Consider the following 22,114-nt stretch of genomic DNA (forward strand, 5'->3'; position numbering starts at 1 on the left):
GGGAAACGTTGCCGGGGGCTCACGAAAAAGGTCGAAACTTTCGCCGGCCGTCGTGCCGCCCTCATCGATTGACGTGCTGTCCCCCAACTGGCAACACTCCGAGAGCGCTTCCCCCACAGAATCCACCAGACTCCGACAGGATGTGTCATGCGACGCCGCACCGCCCGCGCGCTCCTGATCCCCGTCCTCGCGCTCCTCCTGGGCCTGCTGGCCGCCCCACCGAGCCCCGCGTCACCGTCACCATCGGGAGCATCGCACGTGAACGAACCGAAGTACGCCGGTTATCTCTTCGCCTACTTCACCGGCGAGGGCACGGCCGACGGCGAGCAGATCCGCTATGCGCTGAGCCGCGGCAACGACCCTTTGCACTGGCGGGAATTGAACGCGGGCAGTCCCGTCCTGACCTCCACCATCGGGGAGAAGGGGTTGCGCGACCCGTTCGTGATCCGCTCCCCCGAGGGCGACAAGTTCTTCCTCATCGCCACCGACCTGAAGATGTACCAGAACTCCAGCGGCAGCTGGGACTACGTGCAGCGGCACGGCAGCAGGTCCATCATGATCTGGGAGTCCACCGACCTGGTGCACTGGACCGACCAGCGCCTGGTGAAGGTGGCCCCCGACAACGCGGGCAACACCTGGGCGCCGGAGGCCTATTGGGACGACTCCCTCGGTGAGTACGTCGTCTTCTGGGCGTCGAAGCTGTACGCCGACGACGACCCGGACCACACCGGATCGACGTACAACAAGATGCTGTACGCCACCACGAAGGACTTCCGCACCTTCAGTGAGCCGAAGGTCTGGGACGACCCGGGCTACTCGGTGATCGACTCGACGGTCATCAAGAACAAGGGCAGTTACTACCGCTACACCAAGGACGAGCGCGACCCCAGTTCCTCCAGCCCCTGCTCGAAGTTCATCACCGGCGAGAAGTCGACCTCCCTGACCAGCACCACGTACGACTTCGTCTCCGACTGCATCGGCAGCGGCTCGATCGACCGCGGCGAGGGCCCGACGGTCTTCAAGTCCAACACCGGGAACAAGTGGTACCTGTTCATCGACGAGTACGGCAGCCGGGGTTACGTCCCCTTCGAGACGACCGACCTCGACTCGGGCAAGTGGACCATGTCGACGAACTACCAGTTGCCCGCGAGCCCCCGGCACGGCACGGTGATGCCGGTGACGCGGGCGGAGTACGACCGGCTGCTGGCCGCCTATCCGACAACCGGCACGTCGGTCGTGGACGCGACCGCGAAGGGCCAGAACGGGTACGCGATCGTCACCGAGTCGGCCTCGAAGGTCGTCCTGCCGATGAAGCCGGACACCGACCTCAGGCACCTGGCCCCCACCCTCGCGGTCGGCGCGGGCGCGAAGGTCAGCCCGGCCTCGGGCACACGCCGGGACTTCCGCACCCCCCGCACCTACACCGTGACGGCCCCGGACGGGACGAACCGGACCTGGACGGTCGAGGCGGTACCCAACCGCAGCCCGGTCCTCCCCGGCCTCAACGCCGACCCGGACGTCCATTACCTGGACGGCCAGTACTGGATCTATCCGACGACGGACGGCCATGCGGGCTGGAGCGGGACGAGCTTCAAGGCGTACTCGTCGAAGGACCTGGTCCACTGGAAGGACCACGGTGTGATCCTGGACCTGGGACCCGATGTGTCCTGGGCGGACAAGAACGCCTGGGCCCCGGCGATCGCCGAACGCGACGGCAAGTACTACTTCTACTTCTGTGCCGAGCAGCAGATCGGCGTGGCGGTGTCCGACTCCCCGGCCGGTCCCTTCAAGGACGCGCTGGGCAAACCCCTGGTCGGCAAGGGGCAGTTCACCGGTCAGATGATCGACCCGGCGGTGTTCACGGACGACGACGGCCGGTCGTATCTGTACTGGGGCAACGGCCATGGGTACGTGGTGCCGCTGAACGCCGACATGATGTCGTTCGACGCCTCGAAGGTGCGGGACATCACGCAACCCGACTTCCGTGAGGGGTCCTTCGTCGTCAAGCGGCAGGGCACGTACTACTTCATGTGGTCCGAGGACGACACCCGCAGCGAGAACTACCACGTCGCCTACGCGACCGGACCGTCCCCACTCGGTCCGTGGACCAAGCGGGGCACGATCCTGTTTAAGCGCCCTGAGTACGGCATCAAGGGCACCGGACATCACTCCGTGGTGAACGTCCCCGGCACCGACGACTGGTACATCGTCTACCACCGCTTCGCCCTGAACGGCCCCGGGAGGGCGGGCGGGGACGGCACACACCGGGAGACCACCATCGACCGCATGGAGTTCGCGGCCGACGGAACGATCGAACCGGTGGTGCCGACCCTGGAATCGATCCGCCCCGTGCGGACCGACCGCTCCTGAGAGGACTCAGCCCATGACTCAGCTGACGAAGTACGTCGGGTTCGGGAGCTTGAACGTCTTGTCGGCGTAGCCGCCGTCGAGGTCGGAGTACTGGTCGCCGAAGTTGGCGACGATGTCGTACCCGAGGGACTCGATGTGCCCCCGGGTGCCGGACTTGTACTGCACGGTGGTGCAGTTCCAGGCCGCGGCCGTGGCGCAGGCGCTCAGATAGGACGGCGGGTTGGCCGCGTCCTTGAGGAACATGTGGTCGGCGTCGAGATTGATGTCGGCGCCGACCTTCTTCAGGTTCGCGACCGCGGAGCCGCGCTGCGACTCCTTGAGGCCCGAGTTGTAGAAGACCTCGACACCCTTGGACTTGGCGTACGCGACGAGTTCGGGGGTGCCGAAGACCGCCGGACGGTCGGCCTGGGCCACGTACGCGGCCCAGGTGGCCGAGTTGTACGTGTAGTTGGTCTTCTTCTCGTAGTCGAGGGAGAGCAGCAGCGTGTCGTCGATGTCGAAGACGACCGCGGGCTTCTCGCCCCGGTGCTTCGCCTTGTGCGCCGCCTTGTCGATGTAGCGCTTGGCGTCCGACTCCAGGCGCGCCAGGTCCTTGGCGTACTGGCTGTCCTTGGACGCCTGGTACACGCCGTTGCTGTCGAGCGTGGTGCCGTAGTAGGTGTCGATGTCCTTGACCAGGAGCCCGATGTTGTAGGGCTCGTGGGTCGAGTTGGCCGTCGACTGACCGGCCGTGGCGACGCCCGTGCCGTAGAGAGCACCGCCGGCGACGGCACAAGCGGCCGCGATGGCTGCCGCTCTGAGGGACTTCCGCATGGATTCTCCGGATCTGGGTGATGGGTGACCAGGTCATTCCGCACCAGGTCAGGGAATGTCTACGCGCATCACGCATGCCATGCGAGAGGCTTTATCCGATCGAGACCTCACCCGCGGGCGGCATCTCCCTGGATGCATTGCCCGCAGGTGGTGTCGACTTGACCTTCCCTTGAACCGGTTCTCCTAGGGTCGGAACGCACATGCGAACGATGCGTCAGACGGGGAGAGCCGCATGGGTGATGGCAACGGCGACGGCATGGTTCTGCACATCCACACCGCCGATCTCAAGCGCGCGGCGCCGGACTTCCACGAAGGGGCCAAGAACCTCAGCAAGGCACTCACCACCCTCGTCACCACCCTGGACAGCCTGGGAAAACCCTGGGGCGACGACAAACAGGGCAAGGAGTTCGGGGACGCCTACTCGCCGATGCAGAAGAAGATGGAGAGCGCGGCGGGCACCCTCGTGCTCGGCCTGGTGAGCATCCACGAGGCCATGAACGACCTGGCGGACGGCACCGTCGACAACGACCAGCTGATCGCGGGAATGTTCACCGAGGTGAAGACCGGCGGGACCGACAAGTCGGGGAGCGACGGTTCCGGTGAGCGTTGAGGACGAGGCCAAGAAGATCCTGCTGAAGTTGGGCCTGTGGTGGCCGGACGCCAACTCCGGTTCGCTGCGGGCCGCGGCGACCGCCTGGCGCACCTTCGCCGACGCGGTCGACGACGTGCGGGGACCGGTGCACACGAGTGCGTCCTCCCTCATCCACCACAACTCCGGCGAATCGATCGACGCGTTCGAGAAGTTCTGGAGCCGCTACGCCAAGGGCAAGGACGCCGGCTGGCTGAGCGACCTGGCGGAGTCGTCCCGGGCGATGGCGAAGGCCCTGGACAAGTTCGCGGACGCCATCGACGACGCCATCAACAAACTCTGGACGCAGATCGGCATCGACGCCGCCGTGATCGCGGGCGGGGTGGCACTGGCCTTCTTCACGGCGGGCCTCGCCTCCGGAGCCGCCGTCGCGGCGGCCGACGCCATCATCGAGTTCGGCGCCACCATGGGCATCGCCGTCTCCGCCACCGTCGCGGAGATAGCGGCGGGCACCCTGGTCGCGGCGGCCTTCGGCGGGATCGAGTCGGTCACCGTCGATCTGGCCGTGGCCCAGCCCCTGAAGATGGTCACCGGTCTACAGCAGGGCTTCAGCCTGGACGAGGTCAACCAGGCCGCCAAGGACGGGATGATCTTCGGCGGCGCGCTGGGCGCGGGCAGCGGCGTACTGAAGGCGGGCGTGGAAGGCGCGTTCAGCGACACCACTCCCCTCCTGCTGCGCCCGCCGTCGCTCCGCCCCGACCTGGTCGAGCTGGGGCCGTCGGCCCGCCAGGCCGACCGCGTCCCGTGCGTGGGCGAGCCGATCGACGTGGCGACCGGTGCCATGTTGATGGCCCAGACCGACGTGACGCTGCCGGCCTCCCTCCCGCTTCTCTTCCAGCGCACCCACCTCTCCTCCTACCGCGGCGGCGTCTGTTTCGGCCCGACCTGGATCTCCACCCTCGACGAGTGCGTGCAGATCGACGGCGAGGGCGTCGTGTTCGCGGCGGCGGACGGCATGCGGCTCGTGTATCCCGTACCGGAGCCGGACGTACCGACCCTCCCCGTGAAGGGCGCCCGCTGGCCGCTGCTCTGGGACGGCAAGCCCGACGGTGTCATGACCATCACCGACCCCGGCTCCGGAGTCGTCCGCACCTTCAGCACCCCCTTCTCGTCGGGCTCGTTCGGCGTCGTACACCTCCCGCTGGACTCCTGGAGCGACCGCAACGGCGCCCGCATCGACGTCGAACGCGACGACGAGGGCGTGCCGTTCGGGATCCGCCACTCGGGCGGCTACTACCTGGCCGTCGACACCCGGGGCCCCCGCATCACGGCCCTGCGCCTGCTCGACGAGGCCCCGTCCCGCTACGGCCCCGACGGCCCGGTGGGCGAGGGCACGGTCGTCATGCGGTACGGCTACGACCCGTCCGGCAACCTCACCGAGGTCGTCAACTCCAGCGGTGAGCCACTGCGGTTCACCTACGACGACCAGGGCCGGATGACGCGCTGGACCGACCGCAATGGCACCTGGTTCTCGTACGTCTACGACGAACGCGGCCGCGTCGTGCGCACCGAGGGCGTCGACGGCATCCTGTCGGGCACGCTGACGTACGACGACGACGCGTCCACGACGACGTACACCGACTCCCTCGGCCGCGTCTCCAGCCATCGATACAACGCAGAGGGCCTGGTCGTCGAGGAGACGGACCCGCTCGGGCACGTCACGCGCACGGAGTGGGACGCGTACGGGGCCCGTCCCCTCGCCGTCACCGATCCGCTGGGGCGTGCCACCCGATTCGCCTACGACGGCGCCGGGAACCTCACCGAGCTCACCCTGCCGGACGGGTCGGTGGCGAGCGCGACGTACACCGCGTTCGGTCTGCCCGCCCACGTGCTTGAGCCCGGTGGTGCCGAGTGGCGCCACACCTACGACTCCCGCGGCAATCTGCTCACCACCCGCGACCCCCTCGGCGCCGAGACCCGCTGCACGTACGACGAGTCCGGTCATCTGGCCACCCTGACCGATGCCCTCGGCCACACACGGGTGGTCACTTCCAATTCCGCCGGGCTCCCCGTGGCGGTCACCGACGAACTCGGGCAGGTCACCACCATCCGCCGCGACACCTTCGGCCGGATCGTAGGGGTCGCCGATCCGCTGGGCCGCACGACGCGGATGAGCTGGTCGGTCGAGGGCCGACCTGAGTGGCGTGAACTCCCGGACGGCGCCCGTGAGTCGTGGGCCTGGGACGCCGAGGGCAATCTCCTGACCCACACAGACCTTGCGGGGAACGTCACGCGCCACTCCGTCGCCCCGTTCGACGCCCCCGCCACCCGTACCGCGCCGGACGGCACGACCTACACGTTCACGCATGACACGGAGCTGCGCCTCACGGGCGTCACCAACCCGCAGGGCCGAACGTGGTCGTACTCGTACGACAGGGCGGGGCGCCTCGTCGCGGAGACCGACTTCGACGGCCGAGTCCTCGCCTACGAGCACGACGCGACGGGCGCACTCGTCTCGCGCGGAAACGGCGCGGGCGAGACGCTGCACTTCACACGGGACACGCTCGGCCGTGTCACCGAGCAGCGCGACGACACCGGCAGGACGACGGTCTACACCTACGCGGCGAGCGGCCGTCTGGCCACCGCGAGCAACGCGGACGCCGAGATCGGTTTCGCGTACGACGCGGCGGGCCGCACCATCAGCGAGACCGTCAATGGCCGTACGACCGCGTTCGCCTACGACACCCTGGGGCGCACCACCCGTCGCACCACACCGTCCGGACTCGCTTCACACTGGACCTACGATCCGGTGGGCCGCGCGGTCGCACTCTGTACAGACGCCGGAGAGCTGAGGTTCGAGTACGACGCGGCCGGCCAGGAGACACGGCGTCTTGTCGGCGATCACGTGCGGCTCTCCCAGAGCTGGGACCCCGCTGGACGCCTCATGTCCCAGGCGGTGACCGACACCGGAGACGGGGCGGGCGACCGTCTTCTCCAGCACCGCTCCTATGCCTATCGCCCCGATGGCTATCTCACCGAGATCCGTGAACTCACCTCCGGCACCCGGTCATTCGAACTGGACGCCTCGGGCCGGGTCACCCGGGTTCGCGCCCTCGGCTGGAGCGAGACGTACGCCTACGACACCGCGGGCAACCTCACACACGCCACCGCCCCGGCCCACGAGGCGCCCGGCGAGCGCACCTTCGACGGCACCCGCATCCGCAGTGCCGATCGCACGACGTACGATCACGACGCCCAGGGCCGACTCGTGCGCAGGGCACGCATGCTCCTGAACGGGCAGCGGCGCACGTGGACGTACGCGTGGAGTGCCGAGGACCGGCTTGCCGGGGTGACCACCCCGGACGGCGAGCACTGGCAGTACCTGTACGACCCTCTCGGACGTCGCGTCGCCAAGGTGCGCCTCGCCGAGGACGGTTCGGTCACCGCGCGCACGGACTTCTCGTGGGACGGCACCCGCCTGGCCGAGCAGGTCTCCCCCGACGGCCGCGTCACCTCTTGGGACTACTCCCCCGACACACACCGGCCGGTCGCGCAGACCGAGCGCACACCAACGCCGCGCGGCCCACAGGAATCCTTCCTGGCCCGGCTGGCCGAGGAGACCACGGGCGATCGCGCCGTCCGGTTCCACGCGATCGTCACGGACGCCGTAGGCGCCCCCGCCGAACTGGTCACCGCCGACGGCGAGGTGACCTGGCAGCGGCGCACCGGCCTGTGGGGCACCAGTCTCCCCGGCCCCGAGGACCGAGGGAGGGCGGGCACGGACTGCCCCCTCCGTTTCCCCGGCCAGTACGCCGACCCGGAAACGGGTCTGCACTACAACTACTTCCGCTACTACGATCCCGAAACCGCACGCTATCTCTCGCCCGACCCCCTCGGTCTGGCGCCGGCCCCCAATCCGGCCGCGTATGTTCACAACCCGTACTCCTGGTCGGACCCGCTCGGCCTGGGACCCTGCCCGCAGCTCAGGGAGGGTTACAGCTCCCAGCCCGCGTTCAAGGACGACCCGTACCACCCGAAGGCCGTGGACGACCGCGTTCAGGACATGCGGGATCTGTACGGAATACGCGACCCCAAGTCCGCGGGAATGATCGGCGCCAACGGTCCGCAGATCACCAGTAAAACCCTCTGGAATCAGGGCCCCTACCGAATCGACGTAGAAAATCCCAACCCTGGGCAGCGCCCCGGCCAACTGCACTTCCAGGACCAGACGAACAAGAGCGCAAAGTACCAGTACAATTTTGAGACCGGACAGTTCGACGGACTCCCCCGTTCAGTATTGAAGGCCGTGGGGAACAATCCGGGATTCATCGCGGCCATCAGAAAGGGACTCGCCGCTCTGGGCGAGGGATAGACATGCGCATGAACAGAATGATGGCCGCCATGATGCAGCGGACCGACCTCACCCGACTGTCCGAACCGGACATTCCGTTGCCCTTCCGGGATGTCGCCGGACGAGGTTGGACGGTCGGCTCCGATGGCGCCGTCCTGTTGACCGAATTGACTGAGGGCACGGTCGGATCCTTCTTCGACGTGGTCCAGGAAGAGACCTCGGTCAACGGTCGCGGAATGACCGACTACGATCTTCCCGAATCCGGACAAAGCCGCGAGGAGCAGCTTCTCCGCCGATGTCTCGCCTACTCCTTCGCATGCCTCGAAAGCGCGGCAGACCAATTCGGGAAGAACTCCGTGTGCGCCTACGTCTCTCTTTCGATGGGCGGAATCGACGACGATGTCCTCACGGCCAATGTGACATTCTCCAGCCATCACCCCGGCCTCCCGCCATATGTAGAGGACATCGAGAGCTACTCGAGCGAGGCACTCCTTGAGATTCAGCGCGGGGACTACTCCGCATCGACCGGCACCGGCAGCCCGTGGCCGGTCGAAGTCCGCCAGAAATAATGCGAAATGAACACCTCGAAAGGGATCTGAAAATTGACTGACGGATTCAACCTCGCCGCGGGGTCGCACGGCCCCTCGCCGGTCGTCCTCGCCGTGTTCCTGCTGGGCGGCCTGGTCGCCCTGTGGTGCGGGGTGGGCTGGGCGTTCGACGTGCGGGGGATCACCACCCGGCGCTCCGAGCGGATTCGCCGCAAGAACGAGGAGAGCTGGGCGGCGATGGGGCGCCTGGGCGGGTCGCCCACCCTTTTCGCGACCCCTGGCTATCTCCGGTTCCTGGGTGCGCTGATGGCGTTCGCCGGTGTGATCCTGTGCGTGGTGGCGTACGCCCTGTGGCACTTGGGCTGAGTGTGCGTCGACGTACGCGCGGGAAGCGGTCGGCCCTGCCGCTTCCCGCACGGGACGGTTGCTGAGAGCTAGTTCATCGTGGCGCCGATCGTCGTGCTGCCCGTCGTCAGGAATGTCGTCGCGGGCAGCGAGCCGTCGGACGTGCGGGAGTTGTATGTCGTCGACGCGTCCGTGGAGACGAAGGACGGGGTGGAGATGCCCGAGTCCCAGTTGTTGCCGGAAGACGTGACGGAGGACCCCTTGGAGACGGCCGCGCTGCCGTTGCCGACGGCCAGGTTCTTGCCGAGCTTCGCGGAGCTGGTGGCGAAGTAGTAGCCGTACTTGCCGTTGGCGTACGCGGTGGTGCGGTTGATGACGATCGAGCCGGTGTTGGAGTTCTCGGTGAAGCCGTTGCCGGCGTCGTCCCAGGCGGCGGAGTTGTTGACGACGTGCGCGACGACCTCGCCGTCACCGCCCAGCTTGTAGCCGTTGCCGTCACCCGCGAAGGCCGAGTCGCCCCAGCGGTTCTTCCCGTTGCCGAAGGACCAGGTGTGCTCGACGGTGACGGGGGACGAGAAGGACCAGAAGTCGATGCCGTCGTCCGAGTTGTTGTACAGGCGGGCGCCGGTGATCAGGTTGCCGGTGCCGGAGCCGAACTTCACGGCGACGCCGTCCGCGTTCTCGCCGTGGCCCGCGGCGTCGTAGTTGCCGTACGAGTCGATGTTCTTGACCGTGTTGTTGACGGTGCCGTCACCCGTGAGGGTGAAGCCGGAGTCGCCGCCGTTGATGGTCTTGATGTTGTTCCAGTTCGTGCCGGTGCAGGACTGGCAGACGACCGCGCTGTCCGGGGAGTTCTGGAAGGTCAGGTTGGAGACGTTCCAGTAGTCGGCGGTCAGCTTGAAGATCCAGTCCCCGGCGGGCAGCGACGAACCGTCGATCTTCACCGTCTCCGAGCCGTACGCCTGGAGGGTGACGGGGCTCGACGAGGTGCCGTTGGCCGTCGACTGGAGGGTGGCCGTCGGATGGTACGTGCCGGCGCGCACCTGGATGACGGTGCCGGCGGTGGCGTTCTTGATGGCGCTGGTGAGGTCGGCCGTGGTGCTGACGACGACGGTCGCCGCCTGGGCCTGGGTGGGCAGGACGGCGAGTCCGGCGCCGAGCGCCAGGGTGGCGCCGAGGGCGAGAGCGGTTCGACGAGACATGGAGTGCGGTCCTTTCGTCGATGCGGGTGGGGGAGCTACCGCGGTGATCGGTGCGGGGACATCACGGGCACCAGTCGCCGAGATACGCCGCACGCGTGTGCGACACGGCTTCCGTGTCCGTGAGCTGGGGACGGTTCTCCGGCACCGTGATCTCCGCGCCGGGGCCGGTGTTGCGGTACTCGCGAAAGCGCATGGACTGCCAGGGGTAGGCCTCGCGCATGGTGACGTAGGGCGCCACCGCGTCGATGCCGGGGCCGAGTTCCGTCTCCCGTACGACCAGGGACGGCCAGGCCGTCGTCTCGTACGACGGCACCCACGGCCGCGCGATCTTGTACGCCCCGTCCTGCGCGCCCGAGGTGACCCGGCCTCGCAGGGCCAGGAAGCCGTGCGGGTTGGCGCGGGCCGTGGAGGGCGCGAAGACCATCCCCTCAGGTCTGAAGGTGACGTCCCGGTCGAGGGTGTGGAAGTGGCAGCGCTCGAAGACGGCGGTGGCCCGCCCGAAGACGAAGTCGACGTCACCCTGGATGTAGCAGTCGCGGAAGTACTGGCGGTCGAAGGCGGTCAGGGCCGTCGTGTCCGCGAACAGGGTGTCCTGGTGTGCCAGCAGGCGGACCTGGGTGAAGGACGAGCGGTCCCCGGTGACGTACGCCGCCACCGCCTGTGTCCCGGTGATGTCCGGGTGGTCGGCGCGCAGCCAGTCGTTGGCGAGCGTCAGCCCGTGCACGGTGAGCCCCGGTGCCGCCGAGGTGAAGGTGGCGGAGCCGGCGGTGCCGTACGTCCCCGAGCCGTCCGGCTTCTGTGTGCCGTTGGCATTGTCGTACACGATGACGGCGTCGCGCGGGTCGCGGGTGGCACCGCGCAGTGTCAGGTCGGCCTTGTCGGCGGGGATGTTCACGACCTCGCGGTAGGTGCCCGGGTGCACGACGATCGTCCAGTCGGCGCCGGTCACCGCGTCGACGGCGGCCTGGACGGAGTCACCGGGGCGGACGTGCAGCACCCGGCGCCCGCCCGCGAAGGCGGGAGTCGCGCCGAGGACGGTGAGCGCACCGGCCGTGGTGAGGAAGGCGCGTCGGCGCATCTCAGCACCCCTTCCACGGCGTCCAGTCGCCGAGATACGCCTCCCGGGTCGCCGACTCGGCCTCGGCGGGGCTCAGTTGGGGTCGGTTCTCCGGGACGCTGATCACCGCGCCCGGCCCCGTGTTCCGGTACTCGGCGAAGCGCTGGCTCTGCCAGGGGTGGGCGTCCGCCATGTCGGTGTAGGGCGCGACCGCGTCGATCCCGGCGGCGAGGCGGGTGTCGCGGACGGTCAGCATGGGCCGGGCGGTGGTGTCCGAGCCGGGCACCCAGGGGCGGGCGAGCTTGTAGTACGCGTCCGGGGCCTCGCTGCTGACACGGCCGTGGGTGACCAGGTAGCCGCGCGGGTTGGCGAGCGCGGTGGAGGGGGCGAAGACGAAGCCGTACGGGGCGGCCGCCAGGTCCGTGCGGTTCAGGGTGCGGAAGTGGCAGCGCTCGAAGACGGCGGTCGCCCGGCCGAAGACGAAGTCCACGTCACCCTCGACGTAGCAGTCGCGGTAGTACTGGCGGGCGAAGGTGCCGAGCGCGAGCGAGTCGGCGTACAGCGTGTCCTGGTGGCCCAGGAACCGGCACCCCACGAACGCCGAGCGGTCGCCCTGCACCTTGACGGCGACCGCCTGGGTGCCGGTGATCTCGGGGTGGTCGGCACGCAGGAAGTCGTTGGCGAAGGTGATCCCACGGGCGGTGAATCCGTCGGCCTGCACGGTGGTGGTGGCCGACCCGGTGGTCCCGTAGGTGCCGCCGCCGGGCTTCGGGGTGCCGTTGGCGTTGTCGTACACGACGACGACGTCACGGGGGTCCCCGGAGGCGCCGATCCAGGTCATCTCCGTACGGGCGACGCCGACGGCGACGGTCTCGCGGTACGTTCCCGGCGCGATGACCAGGGTGTATCCGGCCCCTCCCCCCGTGCTTGACGCCTGGGAGGTGCCCCCACCGGCGCTGACGGCGGCCTGGACGGTGGTGTGGTCGCCGAGGCCGCCGGGGTGGACGTACAGGGTCCGCTCGGTGAGCCGGGTGGACGGCGAACCGTAACGCCCGAAGGGAGATTTCTCCTGGGGCCGTGCCTGGGCCCGCGCGGGAGTCGCGAGGCCGAGCGCGAGAGCGGCTCCGGCACTGGCGACGAGGAAGGTTCTCCGGCTGGGGACGGCAGGGCCGGGTGCGGTGGTGCGGGAGAGCATGGCGATGCTCCTTCGCTGTGCCGCGAGGCTCCAAGGCCTCGCGGGCTCTGCGGGAGGGACGAGGGGCCGGAGCGGCGCGCCCTGGGTGAGGGGCGGTGCGGAGCCGCTCCGGCCTGACCGGGAGGGGTGGAACGATCGGAGCCGGTTCGACCGGATCAGCCGGCCGACCGAGTCGGCTGGTCAGCCCGATCAGCTGGTCGACCGGATCAGCTGGCCGGCCGGATCAGCTGGCCGGCCGGATCAGCTGGCCGGCCGGATCAGCTGGCCGGCCGGATCAGCTGGTCAGCAGATCTTTCCGGCGCCCGCCCCGTGGTCCACGATCCGCGGCACCGCCCTGGGCGAGTCGACCTTGGTCCGCAGGGTCGGCGTCCATCCGGCCCCGGACTGCAGTGTCTCCGCCGGGATCTCCGCGTTGTGCACGGCGATCAGGTCGGTGGCCGCCCCGTTGACGTAGTTGTCCGCCGCCGTGAGCGGCGCCTCCTTCCACTTCTTCAGGACGGTCGCCGCACTGACCCCGGCGGGCAGCGTGAACGCGTTGTGCTCGGCGACGAGTTGGGACTCCATGCCGATGCCGTAGCTGTAGGAGTAGCCGTCGCCCGCGACGAAGTGGTTGTTGTACGAGTCGACCTGGCCGAAGCGGACCCGGGGCGCGCGCTCGACGAGGTTCGAGAACAGGTTGTGGTGGAAGGTGACCTTGAGGTGGCCCCGGTCGACCGCGGCGGTGGACGCGCTGTCGCTGTTGCCGATGAGGATCGTCTTGTCGTGGTCGGCGAAGACGTTCCAGGAGGCGGTCACGTAGTCCGCGCCCTTGACGATGTCCAGCTCGCCGTCGTGCTGCTCGAAGATCCGGCCGAAGTACGTGGGCAGCGTGCTGTCGGGGTGGTCCCCGTCGGTGAAGGTGTTGTGGTCCAGCCAGACGTGCGTCGAGCCGTACACCACCGCGCTGTCGTACTCGGAGTTCCAGTTGCCGACGGAGGTGTCGGTCGGGTCCCACTGCGGGAAGCAGTCGAGCGGGCTCTCGAAGGTGAGGTTGCGGACGATGACGTTGTCCACGGCCTTGATCTGGAGGCTGGCGCCCTTGAACCCCGCGCCCTTGCCGAGGCCGACGAGGGTGGTGTTGGCGGGGATCTCCGCCTTGATGGCGGTGTCCTGGGCGGCGGCGGAGGCGCGGCGCAGGCCTTCGGGGCTGTCGTCGGGCTCGGCGTCCAGGTTGGTGCCGTATCCCCAGTTCTCCGGCGAGTACTTCTGCAGATAGGCGTCGAAGTCGTAGCCCGGCGCGGCGAAGGAGTCGCAGCCCTCGGCGTTGGCGTCGATCGTGCCCTTCACCTGGATGATCTTCGGGGCGGTGCCGCCGCTCTTCAGCGCGGCCTTGAACTCGGCCCAGGTGGTGACGGTGTACACGTGCGCGGCGTCGGCCGCCGCACCACCGGAGGTCCCCGTGCCGTAGGAGCCCCAGCCGTCACCGGCGGCGAGGGTCCCTCGACCGAGGTCGCCCGACCGGGCCTGGGCCTGGGCGGTGGTGCCGGTGACAGCGAGGGCCAGGGCGGTGCAACCGACCAGCAGGGCTGTCGCCACCGGCCTGGCCGTGGCATGGCCATGCCATATCTGTGGGTTCACTGTGCGGCTCTCCTTCTGGCGGAGGTTCTGTGGAAGGGGGTTACGCGGCCGCGTCCGGCCAGGTGATCCAGGACTCGGGGACTTCCTCGTCCAGCCGGCACACGTCCCGGTGCGCCAGCACCCGGCGGCGCAGCAGCTCGGCCGCGACGAGACGGGCCACGGCGATCGCGCCCGGCGGGTTGAAGTGGGTGTTGTCCTGCTCGGTCGCGGTCCAGTTGAAGTACTTCTTGGTCTCCTCGACGCCGAGCCGCTGCCACAGGGCGATCGACAGGGCCTGGATGTCGAGCAGCGCCACGCGCTCCTGTTCGGCGAGGGCGCGCATCGCCGCCGGGTAGTCGCCGTGGGTCGGCACGGCGTTGCCGTCCGCGTCGAACTTTCTGCGCTCGACGGGGGTGGCGAGCACGGGCCGCGCGCCACGGGCCCGCGCCCCGTAGACGTACTGCCGCAGGTAGTCCTGGTACGTCGTCCAGGGCTCGGTGTAGCGCGTCGGGTCGGCGCTCTTCTCGTCGTTGTGCCCGAACTGGATGAGCAGGAAGTCACCGGGCCGGATCACGTCGAGGATGACGCCGAGCCGCCCCTCGTCGACGAAACTCTTCGAACTCCGTCCGTTCACGGCGTGATTGGAGACTTCCAGGTGCTCCCGCAGAAAGAACGCAAGCGCCATGCCCCACCCGGTCTCGGGCGCGGCGTCGGCGTACTTCTGGGCGGCGGTGGAGTCACCGGCGATGTAGAGGGTGCGGCGACGCTGGGCGGCTTGTGCGGCGCCGGTTGCCGCAAGGGCAACGGGAACGGCGGCAAGGGCCGCCGAGGTGACCTGTCTGCGGGTGAGGGACACAGGGGTGCCTTTCAACCGGGGGTGAGGGGCGCGCCCCTTCAGGGGCGCGGGGCTGTATCAATGTGCGGCTCCGCCGCGTGGGCGCGACCAGCCACAACCGGTCCGGGGGCCGCAAGACAACCCCGCGCCCCCGAACCGACCGCGCCCGGCCGGCTGAGCTAGTGGTTCGCCTTCCAGTCCGCCTGAGCCTTGTTCAACTGGTCAGCCAACGTGTCCAGGAACTGCTTCGCGCTCATCTTCCCGAGCAGCAGCTTCTGGAAGTTCGGCTCGTTGTCGGACTTGGAGATCGTGTTCCAGTCCGGCAGGTAGTACGGCAGCTGCACGATCTTGGTACCGGCCCCGTTCAGCGCCTCCGCGGCCAGCTTGGTGGGCTCGGCCTTCTGGATCCACGCGTCCTTCGCGGCGTCGGTGTTCGCCGGGACCTGTCCCGCCGACTCGTTGAACTTGGAGTTCTCCGCCGCCGAGAGGGCGAACTCGATGAACTTCCAGCCGGCCGCCTTGTTCTTGCTGGACTTGAACAGGCTCATCCCGTCGACCGGGTTGGACACCTGCACGCGGGTGCCGTCGTCCTGCGTCGGGTTCGGGATGCCGCGGAACTTCTCCGCGCCCAGCGCCTTCACGTGGTCCTGGTAGGAGCCGAGGTTGTGGCTGAGCATGCCGATGGTGCCGCTGTCCCACTGGGCGACCATCTTGGTGAAGTCGTTGTTGACGTCGGCGGACGGGGTGTCCTTCTTGTACAGGGCGATGTACTTCTCGAGGGCGGCGACGTTCTTCGGGTCGTTGACGGTGGTCTTGTCGCCGTTCCAGAACGAGGTGATGCCGGTCTGGCCGTACACCGCGTCGAGGGCCGGCGCGATGGCGCCCTCGCCGCCCCGGATGGTGAAGCCGAACTTGTTCTTGCCCTTGTCGGTGAGCTTGTCGGCGGCGCCGTAGAACTTCGACCAGGTGGTCGGGGCGTCCAGTCCCGCCGCCTTGAACAGGTCCGTCCGGTACCAGAGCGTGCCGTTGTTGGCGGAGGTCGGCACCTGGTACAGGGCGTCACCGCCGCCCGCGGCCCGGCTGACGTCGAGCAGGTTCTGGCTCAGCTTGCCGTTCAGCGAGCTCCCCTTGAGCCGGCTGTCCAGCGGCTCAAGCGCGCCCTGGACGGCGACCTCGGCGAGCATCGCGGTGCCCACACCGCCGACGTCGGGCAGGCCGCCGCCCTGGATGGCGGTGTCGTACTTCGACTGGGCGCTCGCCGCCGGGATGCCGACGTACTTGACCTTGATGTCCGGGTACTTCTTCTCGAAGTCCGCGATGATCTGCTTCCAGATGTCGGTGCGGACACCGCCGTTGTTGTCCCAGAAGGTGATCTCGCCCTTGCCGGAGCCCTCGGTGCCCTTGTCGCCCGCCGCTCCGCTGCCGTTGTCGCCGCAGGCGGTGGCGGTGAGCGCAAGCACGGAGCCCAGGGCGACGACCGTCGCGGCACGCCCGGTTCTGTGGATGTTGATCTTCATTGATCGGCTCTCTTCTTCTGGATCCAACGGGGTTGTGTGGTCTTGTCAGCGGGAGGAACTGGTGATGCGGAACCGCGTGAACGAGGCCGCGCCGGCGTGTCCCGGGCCGACGGGCGCGCGTGCGAAAAGTCCGAGCAGGGCGCCGACCCAGCGCCAGGAGGTGGCGGCGAAGACCTGGCCGCAGGACTGCCGGCCGCCCCCGACGTCGTACGAGAACCGGCAGCGCGCCCCCGCCCCGCTCTCGATCCACAGCCGGGCCCGCCCCTCGGGCGCCTCTCGCGAAGGTGCGGCGTCGCGCTCCCTCCGCCACTGCCCCAAAGGCGTGGGAGGTGCCCCCATGCCGACCGACTCGGCGAACCGGTGCACGAGCCGCACCGACCCGTCCGCCTCCCGCTGGAGCCCGATCCAGCTGAAGGCGTCCCCGAGCACCGCGAGCCCCGCCCGCGCCCTGGGCTCCTCGCTGTCGAGGCGCAGCTCCACCTCGACGGTGGCGGGACTGCCGGGTAACCGCTGAGTGAGGACGTTCGGCAGTCTGCGCAGGTCGTGCGCGTCCGCCGTCCGTACGCAGCTCAGCCGCAGCCCGTCGCCCGAGTGCTGGGTGGCCCAGCCGTCCTGCGGGTTGGCGGTCCACTGCCACTGCCGTCCGAACCGGCCGCCGGGGAAGTCGTCGTCGGTGGCGGGCGCGCAGGGCGGCTGCGGCGGCAGTCGCGGCTTGCGGTGTACGGCCACGGGGGCGCCCTCGTCACCGAGCACCGGCCAACTGTCGGCGCCCCAGCGCATCGGCTGGAGGTGGACGACCCGCCCGTAGGGCCCGCGCTGCTGGAAGTGCGCGAACCAGTCCTCGCCGGCCCCCGTGCGCACCCAGCTGCCCTGGTGGGGGCCGTTGACCTCGGTGTCCCCCTGCTCCAGCACCACCCGCTCCTCGTACGGGCCGAAGAAGCCGCGCGAGCGGAAGGCGCCCTGCCAGCCGGTCTCCACTCCCCCGGCGGGTGCGAAGATCCAGAACCAGCCGTCGTGCCGGTAGGCCTTGGGCCCTTCGAGGGTGAACCAGCCCGGGATCACGTCCGCGTCGATGATCACCTTGCCCTCGTCGAGCAGCCCGGTGCCGTCGGGGCGCATACGGTGGCCGGTGAGCCGGTTCTTGACGCCCGCACGGGACTTGGCCCAGGCGTGCACGAGATACGCCTCGCCGGTCTCCTCGTCCCACAGCGGGCAGGCGTCGATGAGGCCCTTGCCCTCCTTGACCAGGTGCGGCCGGGTCCAGGGACCGCGGATCTCCGAGGCGTTGACCTGGAAGATGCCGTGGTCGGGGTCGCCCCAGAAGATCCAGAAGCGGTCGTCGTGGTACCGCAGGGACGGGGCCCACACACCGCAGTCGTGCCGGGGCTTCGTGAATTCCTTCGCGGGCTCGAGGAGTTGGAGGGCGTGCCCGACGAGCGTCCAGTTGACCAGGTCGCGGGAGTGCAGGAGCGGCAGGCCGGGCACGCGGCCGAAGCTGGAGGCGGTGAGGTAGAAGTCGTCGCCCACGCACAGCAGGTCGGGGTCGGACCAGTCGGCGTCGAGGACGGGGTTGCGGTAGGTGCCGTCGCCGAGGTCCGCGGAGGGCAGCGCCATCAGGGGCTCACCGCCTTGCGTACCAGCGCCGCGGCCTCGCTGCTGCCGAGGGCGCCGTCCGCGACGACGGTGACGATCCGGCGTACGACCGTCTCCCCGGGCGGGATCGGCAGCCGTTCGGTGTGCGCGAGGGAGGAGCCGACGCCCGGGTACTCGGTGGTGCGCACGAACCACGGGTCGCGGCGGGTCGCGGCGGTGGCCCCGGCGAAGACGAGGGTCCAGCCCGCGCCCACGAGGGCGAGCCAGTCGGCGGGGGCCCCGTGGACCGCCTCCTCGCCCTCGGTGTCGGCGGTGAAGACGCGCGGCGCCCGCGCTTCCTTGCGGGCCCGCCAGAAGAAGCCTCCGTAGGCCGCCCCGGGCCGCCCGTTGGTGGCCGGGCTGCCGATCGAGAGGGGGCGGGTGGTCGTGTTGGTGAGGGAGAAGGTGAAGTCCAACGCCCAGGCGGAGTCGGTGAGTTCGGTGACGGCGACCGTACGGCGCTCCCGCAGCAGCTCGCCGCCCGCGGCCACCCAGCGCAGCTCCTCCACGAAGCCGTCCGGGTCGCGCAGCTGGAAACCGGAGTGCCGCTGGGCGCCGTGGTTGGCCAGCTCGGTGGGTCCCTGGTCGCGGACGTAGGTGCGCCCGCCCCAGAAGTTGTGCCCCTCGACGTCGGGAACGGCGACACCGACGCCGAGGTGGTGGGTGTGGTCGGCGGGGCTGAGCTCGGTGACGGCCGTGCCGGCCAGGGTGGTGACCGGGTGGAGGTAGGGGCGCGGCGAGAGGCGGGGCGCGAGTTCGGGCCGGGTGACGTACCGGCCGACCGGGCGGCCCGCGACGCGCAGGACGAGCGAGTCGGTGCTCTGTGCGTGGTTCATGGGGTGCTCACCTCGTTTCCCACCTGGTTCGCGGCCCTGCTCGCGGCCCTGTTCGCGGCCTTGTTCGGGACGTCGCTCGGAACGTCGTTCGGGGCTCGGTTCGGGGCCTGGTGCGGCCGGGCCCAGGACGCGCCGAGCTCGGAGTAGAGGGCGAGGGTGTCGGCGGCGGCCGCGACGAGTCCGTCGATGCCGGGCACGACCCTGCGGTTCTCCCCGGGGAGCGGCTCCCAGGCGTCGGCGGGCAGCGCGAGCGGGTCCGGCGCCTGCCGGATCGCCTCCACCACCTTCATGAAGGCACCCGTCGCATCCGGCGCGACCAGCAGTTCGGCACCCTCCGTCAGATGCGCGACCAGGTTCTCCAGCAGGTCCGTGCGGCCGTACTCGATCTCCTCCGGGCCGTGCCCGGACCGCTGCACCAGCACCCGGTCCTGCTTGTACCAGAAGGTGATCCGGCCGCTGCTGCCGTGCACCAGGACGTACGGTTCGCCGGGCCGCTCGGCACAGAGCGTGGCGGCGACGGTGACCCGGCCCCGCGGGGTGGTGATCCGTACGCAGGACGTGTCGTCGGACTCGATGTCGTTGGCGTGCAGCAGCTCGGTCTCGATCGCGGTGACGTCCTCGGCGCGGGTGGATCCGTCGAGCGCCAGGGCGGTGGCGACGGCGTGTGCGAGGGGGTTGGTGAGCGCACCGTCGATCACGTCCACGCCGTTCAGACGGCGCTTGCCCGCCCACGGCGCCCGCCGGTAGTACGCCTCGTCGCGCGCCCAGGCGCCCGCCCCGCCGATCCCGGTCACCTGGCCGATCACCCCCTGCGCGATCAGCTTCCGGATCGCGGGCACGGCGTGCGAACCGAGCGACTGGAACCCGATCTGGCAGACGACCCCGGCCGCGGCGACCCCGTCGGCCATCCGGCGGAACTCGGCGTACGACGGCGCGGGCGGCTTCTCCAGCAGCAGGTGTACGCCCTTGCCCGCGGCGATCAGCGCCAGGTCGGTGTGGGTGGGGATGGGCGTGCAGATCACGGCGATCGCGGCGCCGGTGGAGTCGAGGAGGGCGCCGAAGTCGGCCGACTGCTCGACCCTCTGCCCGTTCAGTTCCTGCGCGCTGAGCGGGGTCAGCTCGCAGATGCCCGCCAGCCGCACGAGCCCCTTGTCCTGGAGCCGGCGGATGTTCTCCAGGTGCCAGCGGCCGTGACCGCGCGCACCCGCGAGAACTACGGGAAGGGGCAGTTGTCCGGTGGACGTGCTCAACGGGAATTCCTCGGCGGGCCTCATCCCTTCACCGCCCCCGCGCTGAACCCGGTGATCAGCCACTTCTGGATGAAGGCGAAGACGATGACGACGGGGACGGCCGCGATGATGCCGCCCGCGGCGAGCGCGCCCAGGTCGACGCTGTCGGAGCTCATCAGCGTGTTGAGGCCGACGGGGATGGTCTGCTTGCTCTGGTCGCTGAGGAACATCAGGGCGAACAGGAAGTGGTTCCAGGCGTGCACGAAGGCGAAGGAGCCGACGGCGATCAGCCCGGGCCGCAGCAGGGGCAGGACGACGATCCGGAAGGCGGTGAAGCGGTCGCAGCCGTCGACCCAGGCGGCCTCTTCGAGCGAGTACGGGACGTTCCTGATGAACCCGCTGATGAGGATCATCGACAGCGGCAGCTGGAAGACCGTCTCGGCGATGATGACGCTGCCCAGCGAGTTGATCATCTGGAGCTTGGCGAAGATCTGGAAGAGCGGGACCAGGAGCAGCGCGCCCGGCACGAACTGGGAGCAGAGCAGCGCCAGCATGAAGCCGCGCTTGATCCTGAAGTCGAATCGGGCCAGGGCGTACCCGCCGGCGAGGGCGACGAGGGTCGTCATCACCAGCGTGGCGACGGCGATGAGCACGCTGTTCTGGAAGTAGGTCCCGAAGCTGCGGTCGTTCCACACCTTGTCGAAGTGGTCGAAGGTCATGGGCCACGGCACGAGCGAGGTCGAGCCGGCCGGGCGGAGCGCGAAGAGCAGGATCCAGTAGAAGGGGATCAGGGTGAAGAGGAGGTAGAGGGAGAGCGGGAGGTAGATGTGCCATCGCGGGACCTCGTCCCAGGCGCGGCGCTTCCTGCCCGGGCGCTCCCGGGGTTCCTCGGCGAGCGGGGCGGGCGCCGCGGGGGCGCTGATCGTGGCGTCCTTGGTGATCACTTGTCCCCGCCTCCGAACTTGCTCAGTCGCAGATAGACGACCGAACAGAAGAGCAGAATCACGAACGCGACCGTGGTGAGGGCGGACGCGTAGCCGAAGTTGTGGGCGTCGACGCTGGTGTTGGCGATGTAGAGCGGGAGGGTCGTCGTCTCGCCCGCGGGACCACCGCCCGTCAGCGTGTAGAGCAGGTCGACGTTGTTGAACTCCCAGACCGCGCGCAGCAGCGTGGACAGGATGATGGCGTCCTTCAGGTGCGGCAGCGTGATGTGCAGGAACTGCTTGAAGCGGCTGGCGCCGTCGACCTCGGCGGCCTCGTACAGGTCCTTGGAGACGGACTGGAGGTCGGCGAGGATCAGGATCGCGAAGAAGGGGACACCGCGCCACAGGTCGGCGACCACGGCCGCCGGGAAGACGGTGGAGGTGTCCGACAGCCAGCTGGTGCCGTACTGGCCGATGCCCGCGTCGGCCAGGTAACGGGTGATGCCGGTCTGGGAGTTGTAGAGCAGCACCCAGATCGCGGAGGTCAGCACACCGGAGACGGCCCAGGGCGAGAAGACCAGCGCGCGGCCGACGGCCCGTCCCACGAAGGTCTGGTTGACGATCAGCGCGAGCGCGAGCCCGAAGAGCAGTTGCAGGCCGACCTCCACGAAGACCCACTTGGCGCTGAAGGTGAGTGTGTCCCAGAACTGGGGGTCGCTGGTGAAGGCGTGGGTGAAGTTGTCGAGGCCCGCGAAGCCGTTGCGCCATGGTTTAGTGGGGTTGTAGTTCTGCAGGCTGTAGTAGAAGACGCTGATGACCGGGTAGGCGATGAAGCCCAGCATCAGCAGGCCCGCCGGGGCGATCAGCAGATACGGCAGCTTGCGGGGCGTCGCCGAGCCACGGCGCCGCCGGGGTGGCGCGGGCTGTTTCGCCACGACTGCGGCTTGGGCCATGACTGTTCTCCGTTCTGGCGGGTGCCGTGGAACACTTGCTCTACCGACAGGAAGCGCTTGCTACGTACACATGGGTGAAGCGCTTGCTGTTTACTCATCACTGCTTGCTGTTCGAGATGTCGA

At 69.2% G+C, this 22,114-nt stretch carries 17 protein-coding genes; 5 read left to right on the plus strand and 12 right to left on the minus strand.

Annotated elements, in window-relative coordinates:
* The first annotated feature begins 147 nt into the window (after positions 1-147).
* A complete protein-coding gene (locus tag ACFZDJ_RS00560; RefSeq protein ID WP_391055081.1) occupies positions 148-2,370 on the plus strand; it encodes a family 43 glycosylhydrolase in 2,223 nt (740 codons plus the stop codon).
* Positions 2,371-2,388: 18 nt separating this feature from the next.
* Here ACFZDJ_RS00560 and ACFZDJ_RS00565 read toward each other — a convergent pair whose 3' ends face one another.
* On the minus strand, positions 2,389-3,183 hold the full coding sequence (locus ACFZDJ_RS00565) for an HAD family acid phosphatase (protein WP_391055084.1): 795 nt from the start codon (positions 3,181-3,183) through the stop codon (positions 2,389-2,391).
* A gap of 232 nt (positions 3,184-3,415) precedes the next feature.
* Between ACFZDJ_RS00565 and ACFZDJ_RS00570 the strand changes: the two genes are divergently transcribed.
* From ACFZDJ_RS00570 to ACFZDJ_RS00585, 4 genes are read left to right on the plus strand one after another with little or no spacing between them, the layout of a single operon-like run.
* Positions 3,416-3,793, plus strand: coding sequence for a hypothetical protein (locus tag ACFZDJ_RS00570; protein ID WP_168507958.1), 378 nt, complete (start codon positions 3,416-3,418; stop codon positions 3,791-3,793).
* Positions 3,783-8,144, plus strand: a complete 4,362-nt coding sequence (locus ACFZDJ_RS00575; RefSeq protein WP_391055087.1) for an RHS repeat-associated core domain-containing protein — start codon at positions 3,783-3,785, stop codon at positions 8,142-8,144. Before ACFZDJ_RS00570 ends, ACFZDJ_RS00575 begins: the two co-directional genes overlap by 11 nt.
* A gap of 8 nt (positions 8,145-8,152) precedes the next feature.
* A complete protein-coding gene (locus ACFZDJ_RS00580; protein ID WP_391055090.1) occupies positions 8,153-8,692 on the plus strand; it encodes a hypothetical protein in 540 nt (179 codons plus the stop codon).
* 33 nt (positions 8,693-8,725) lie between these two features.
* Positions 8,726-9,037 carry a hypothetical protein gene (locus tag ACFZDJ_RS00585; RefSeq protein WP_168490404.1) on the plus strand — a complete coding sequence of 104 codons (312 nt, stop codon included), beginning with the start codon at positions 8,726-8,728 and terminating at the stop codon, positions 9,035-9,037.
* 68 nt (positions 9,038-9,105) lie between these two features.
* On the opposite strand, the gene ACFZDJ_RS00590 is transcribed toward ACFZDJ_RS00585, so the two are convergent.
* From ACFZDJ_RS00590 to ACFZDJ_RS00640, 11 genes are all read right to left on the minus strand, one after another.
* On the minus strand, positions 9,106-10,218 hold the full coding sequence (locus ACFZDJ_RS00590; protein ID WP_390928464.1) for a chondroitinase-B domain-containing protein: 1,113 nt from the start codon (positions 10,216-10,218) through the stop codon (positions 9,106-9,108).
* Positions 10,219-10,279: 61 nt separating this feature from the next.
* Positions 10,280-11,296 carry a pectinesterase family protein gene (locus ACFZDJ_RS00595; RefSeq protein ID WP_391055093.1) on the minus strand — a complete coding sequence of 339 codons (1,017 nt, stop codon included), beginning with the start codon at positions 11,294-11,296 and terminating at the stop codon, positions 10,280-10,282.
* A gap of 1 nt (position 11,297) precedes the next feature.
* Entirely contained in the window at positions 11,298-12,470 is a 1,173-nt protein-coding gene (locus tag ACFZDJ_RS00600) for a pectinesterase family protein (protein WP_391055095.1), read from the minus strand.
* 282 nt (positions 12,471-12,752) lie between these two features.
* Positions 12,753-14,087 (minus strand): polysaccharide lyase family 1 protein, encoded by a 1,335-nt coding sequence (locus ACFZDJ_RS00605; protein ID WP_390928459.1) that lies wholly within the window; start codon positions 14,085-14,087, stop codon positions 12,753-12,755.
* Positions 14,088-14,127: 40 nt separating this feature from the next.
* The gene (locus ACFZDJ_RS00610) at positions 14,128-14,922 is read right to left on the minus strand and encodes a GDSL-type esterase/lipase family protein (RefSeq protein WP_391055097.1); all 795 of its coding nucleotides are present in this window, start codon (positions 14,920-14,922) and stop codon (positions 14,128-14,130) included.
* 158 nt (positions 14,923-15,080) lie between these two features.
* Entirely contained in the window at positions 15,081-16,418 is a 1,338-nt protein-coding gene (locus ACFZDJ_RS00615) for an extracellular solute-binding protein (RefSeq protein ID WP_391055100.1), read from the minus strand.
* Positions 16,419-16,463: 45 nt separating this feature from the next.
* Positions 16,464-18,032 carry a family 43 glycosylhydrolase gene (locus ACFZDJ_RS00620; protein ID WP_391055102.1) on the minus strand — a complete coding sequence of 523 codons (1,569 nt, stop codon included), beginning with the start codon at positions 18,030-18,032 and terminating at the stop codon, positions 16,464-16,466.
* Positions 18,032-18,886 (minus strand): DUF6807 family protein, encoded by an 855-nt coding sequence (locus ACFZDJ_RS00625; protein WP_391055105.1) that lies wholly within the window; start codon positions 18,884-18,886, stop codon positions 18,032-18,034. Before ACFZDJ_RS00625 ends, ACFZDJ_RS00620 begins: the two co-directional genes overlap by 1 nt.
* Positions 18,883-20,160 carry a Gfo/Idh/MocA family oxidoreductase gene (locus tag ACFZDJ_RS00630; protein ID WP_391055107.1) on the minus strand — a complete coding sequence of 426 codons (1,278 nt, stop codon included), beginning with the start codon at positions 20,158-20,160 and terminating at the stop codon, positions 18,883-18,885. Before ACFZDJ_RS00630 ends, ACFZDJ_RS00625 begins: the two co-directional genes overlap by 4 nt.
* A complete protein-coding gene (locus ACFZDJ_RS00635; protein WP_391055110.1) occupies positions 20,157-21,059 on the minus strand; it encodes an ABC transporter permease subunit in 903 nt (300 codons plus the stop codon). Before ACFZDJ_RS00635 ends, ACFZDJ_RS00630 begins: the two co-directional genes overlap by 4 nt.
* A complete protein-coding gene (locus ACFZDJ_RS00640) occupies positions 21,056-21,991 on the minus strand; it encodes a carbohydrate ABC transporter permease (RefSeq protein WP_101405858.1) in 936 nt (311 codons plus the stop codon). The genes ACFZDJ_RS00635 and ACFZDJ_RS00640 overlap by 4 nt, the downstream gene beginning before the upstream one ends.
* Positions 21,992-22,114: the final 123 nt, after the last annotated feature.

This window comes from Streptomyces sp. NPDC007896 (assembly GCF_042959425.1).
Lineage (GTDB): Bacteria > Actinomycetota > Actinomycetes > Streptomycetales > Streptomycetaceae > Streptomyces.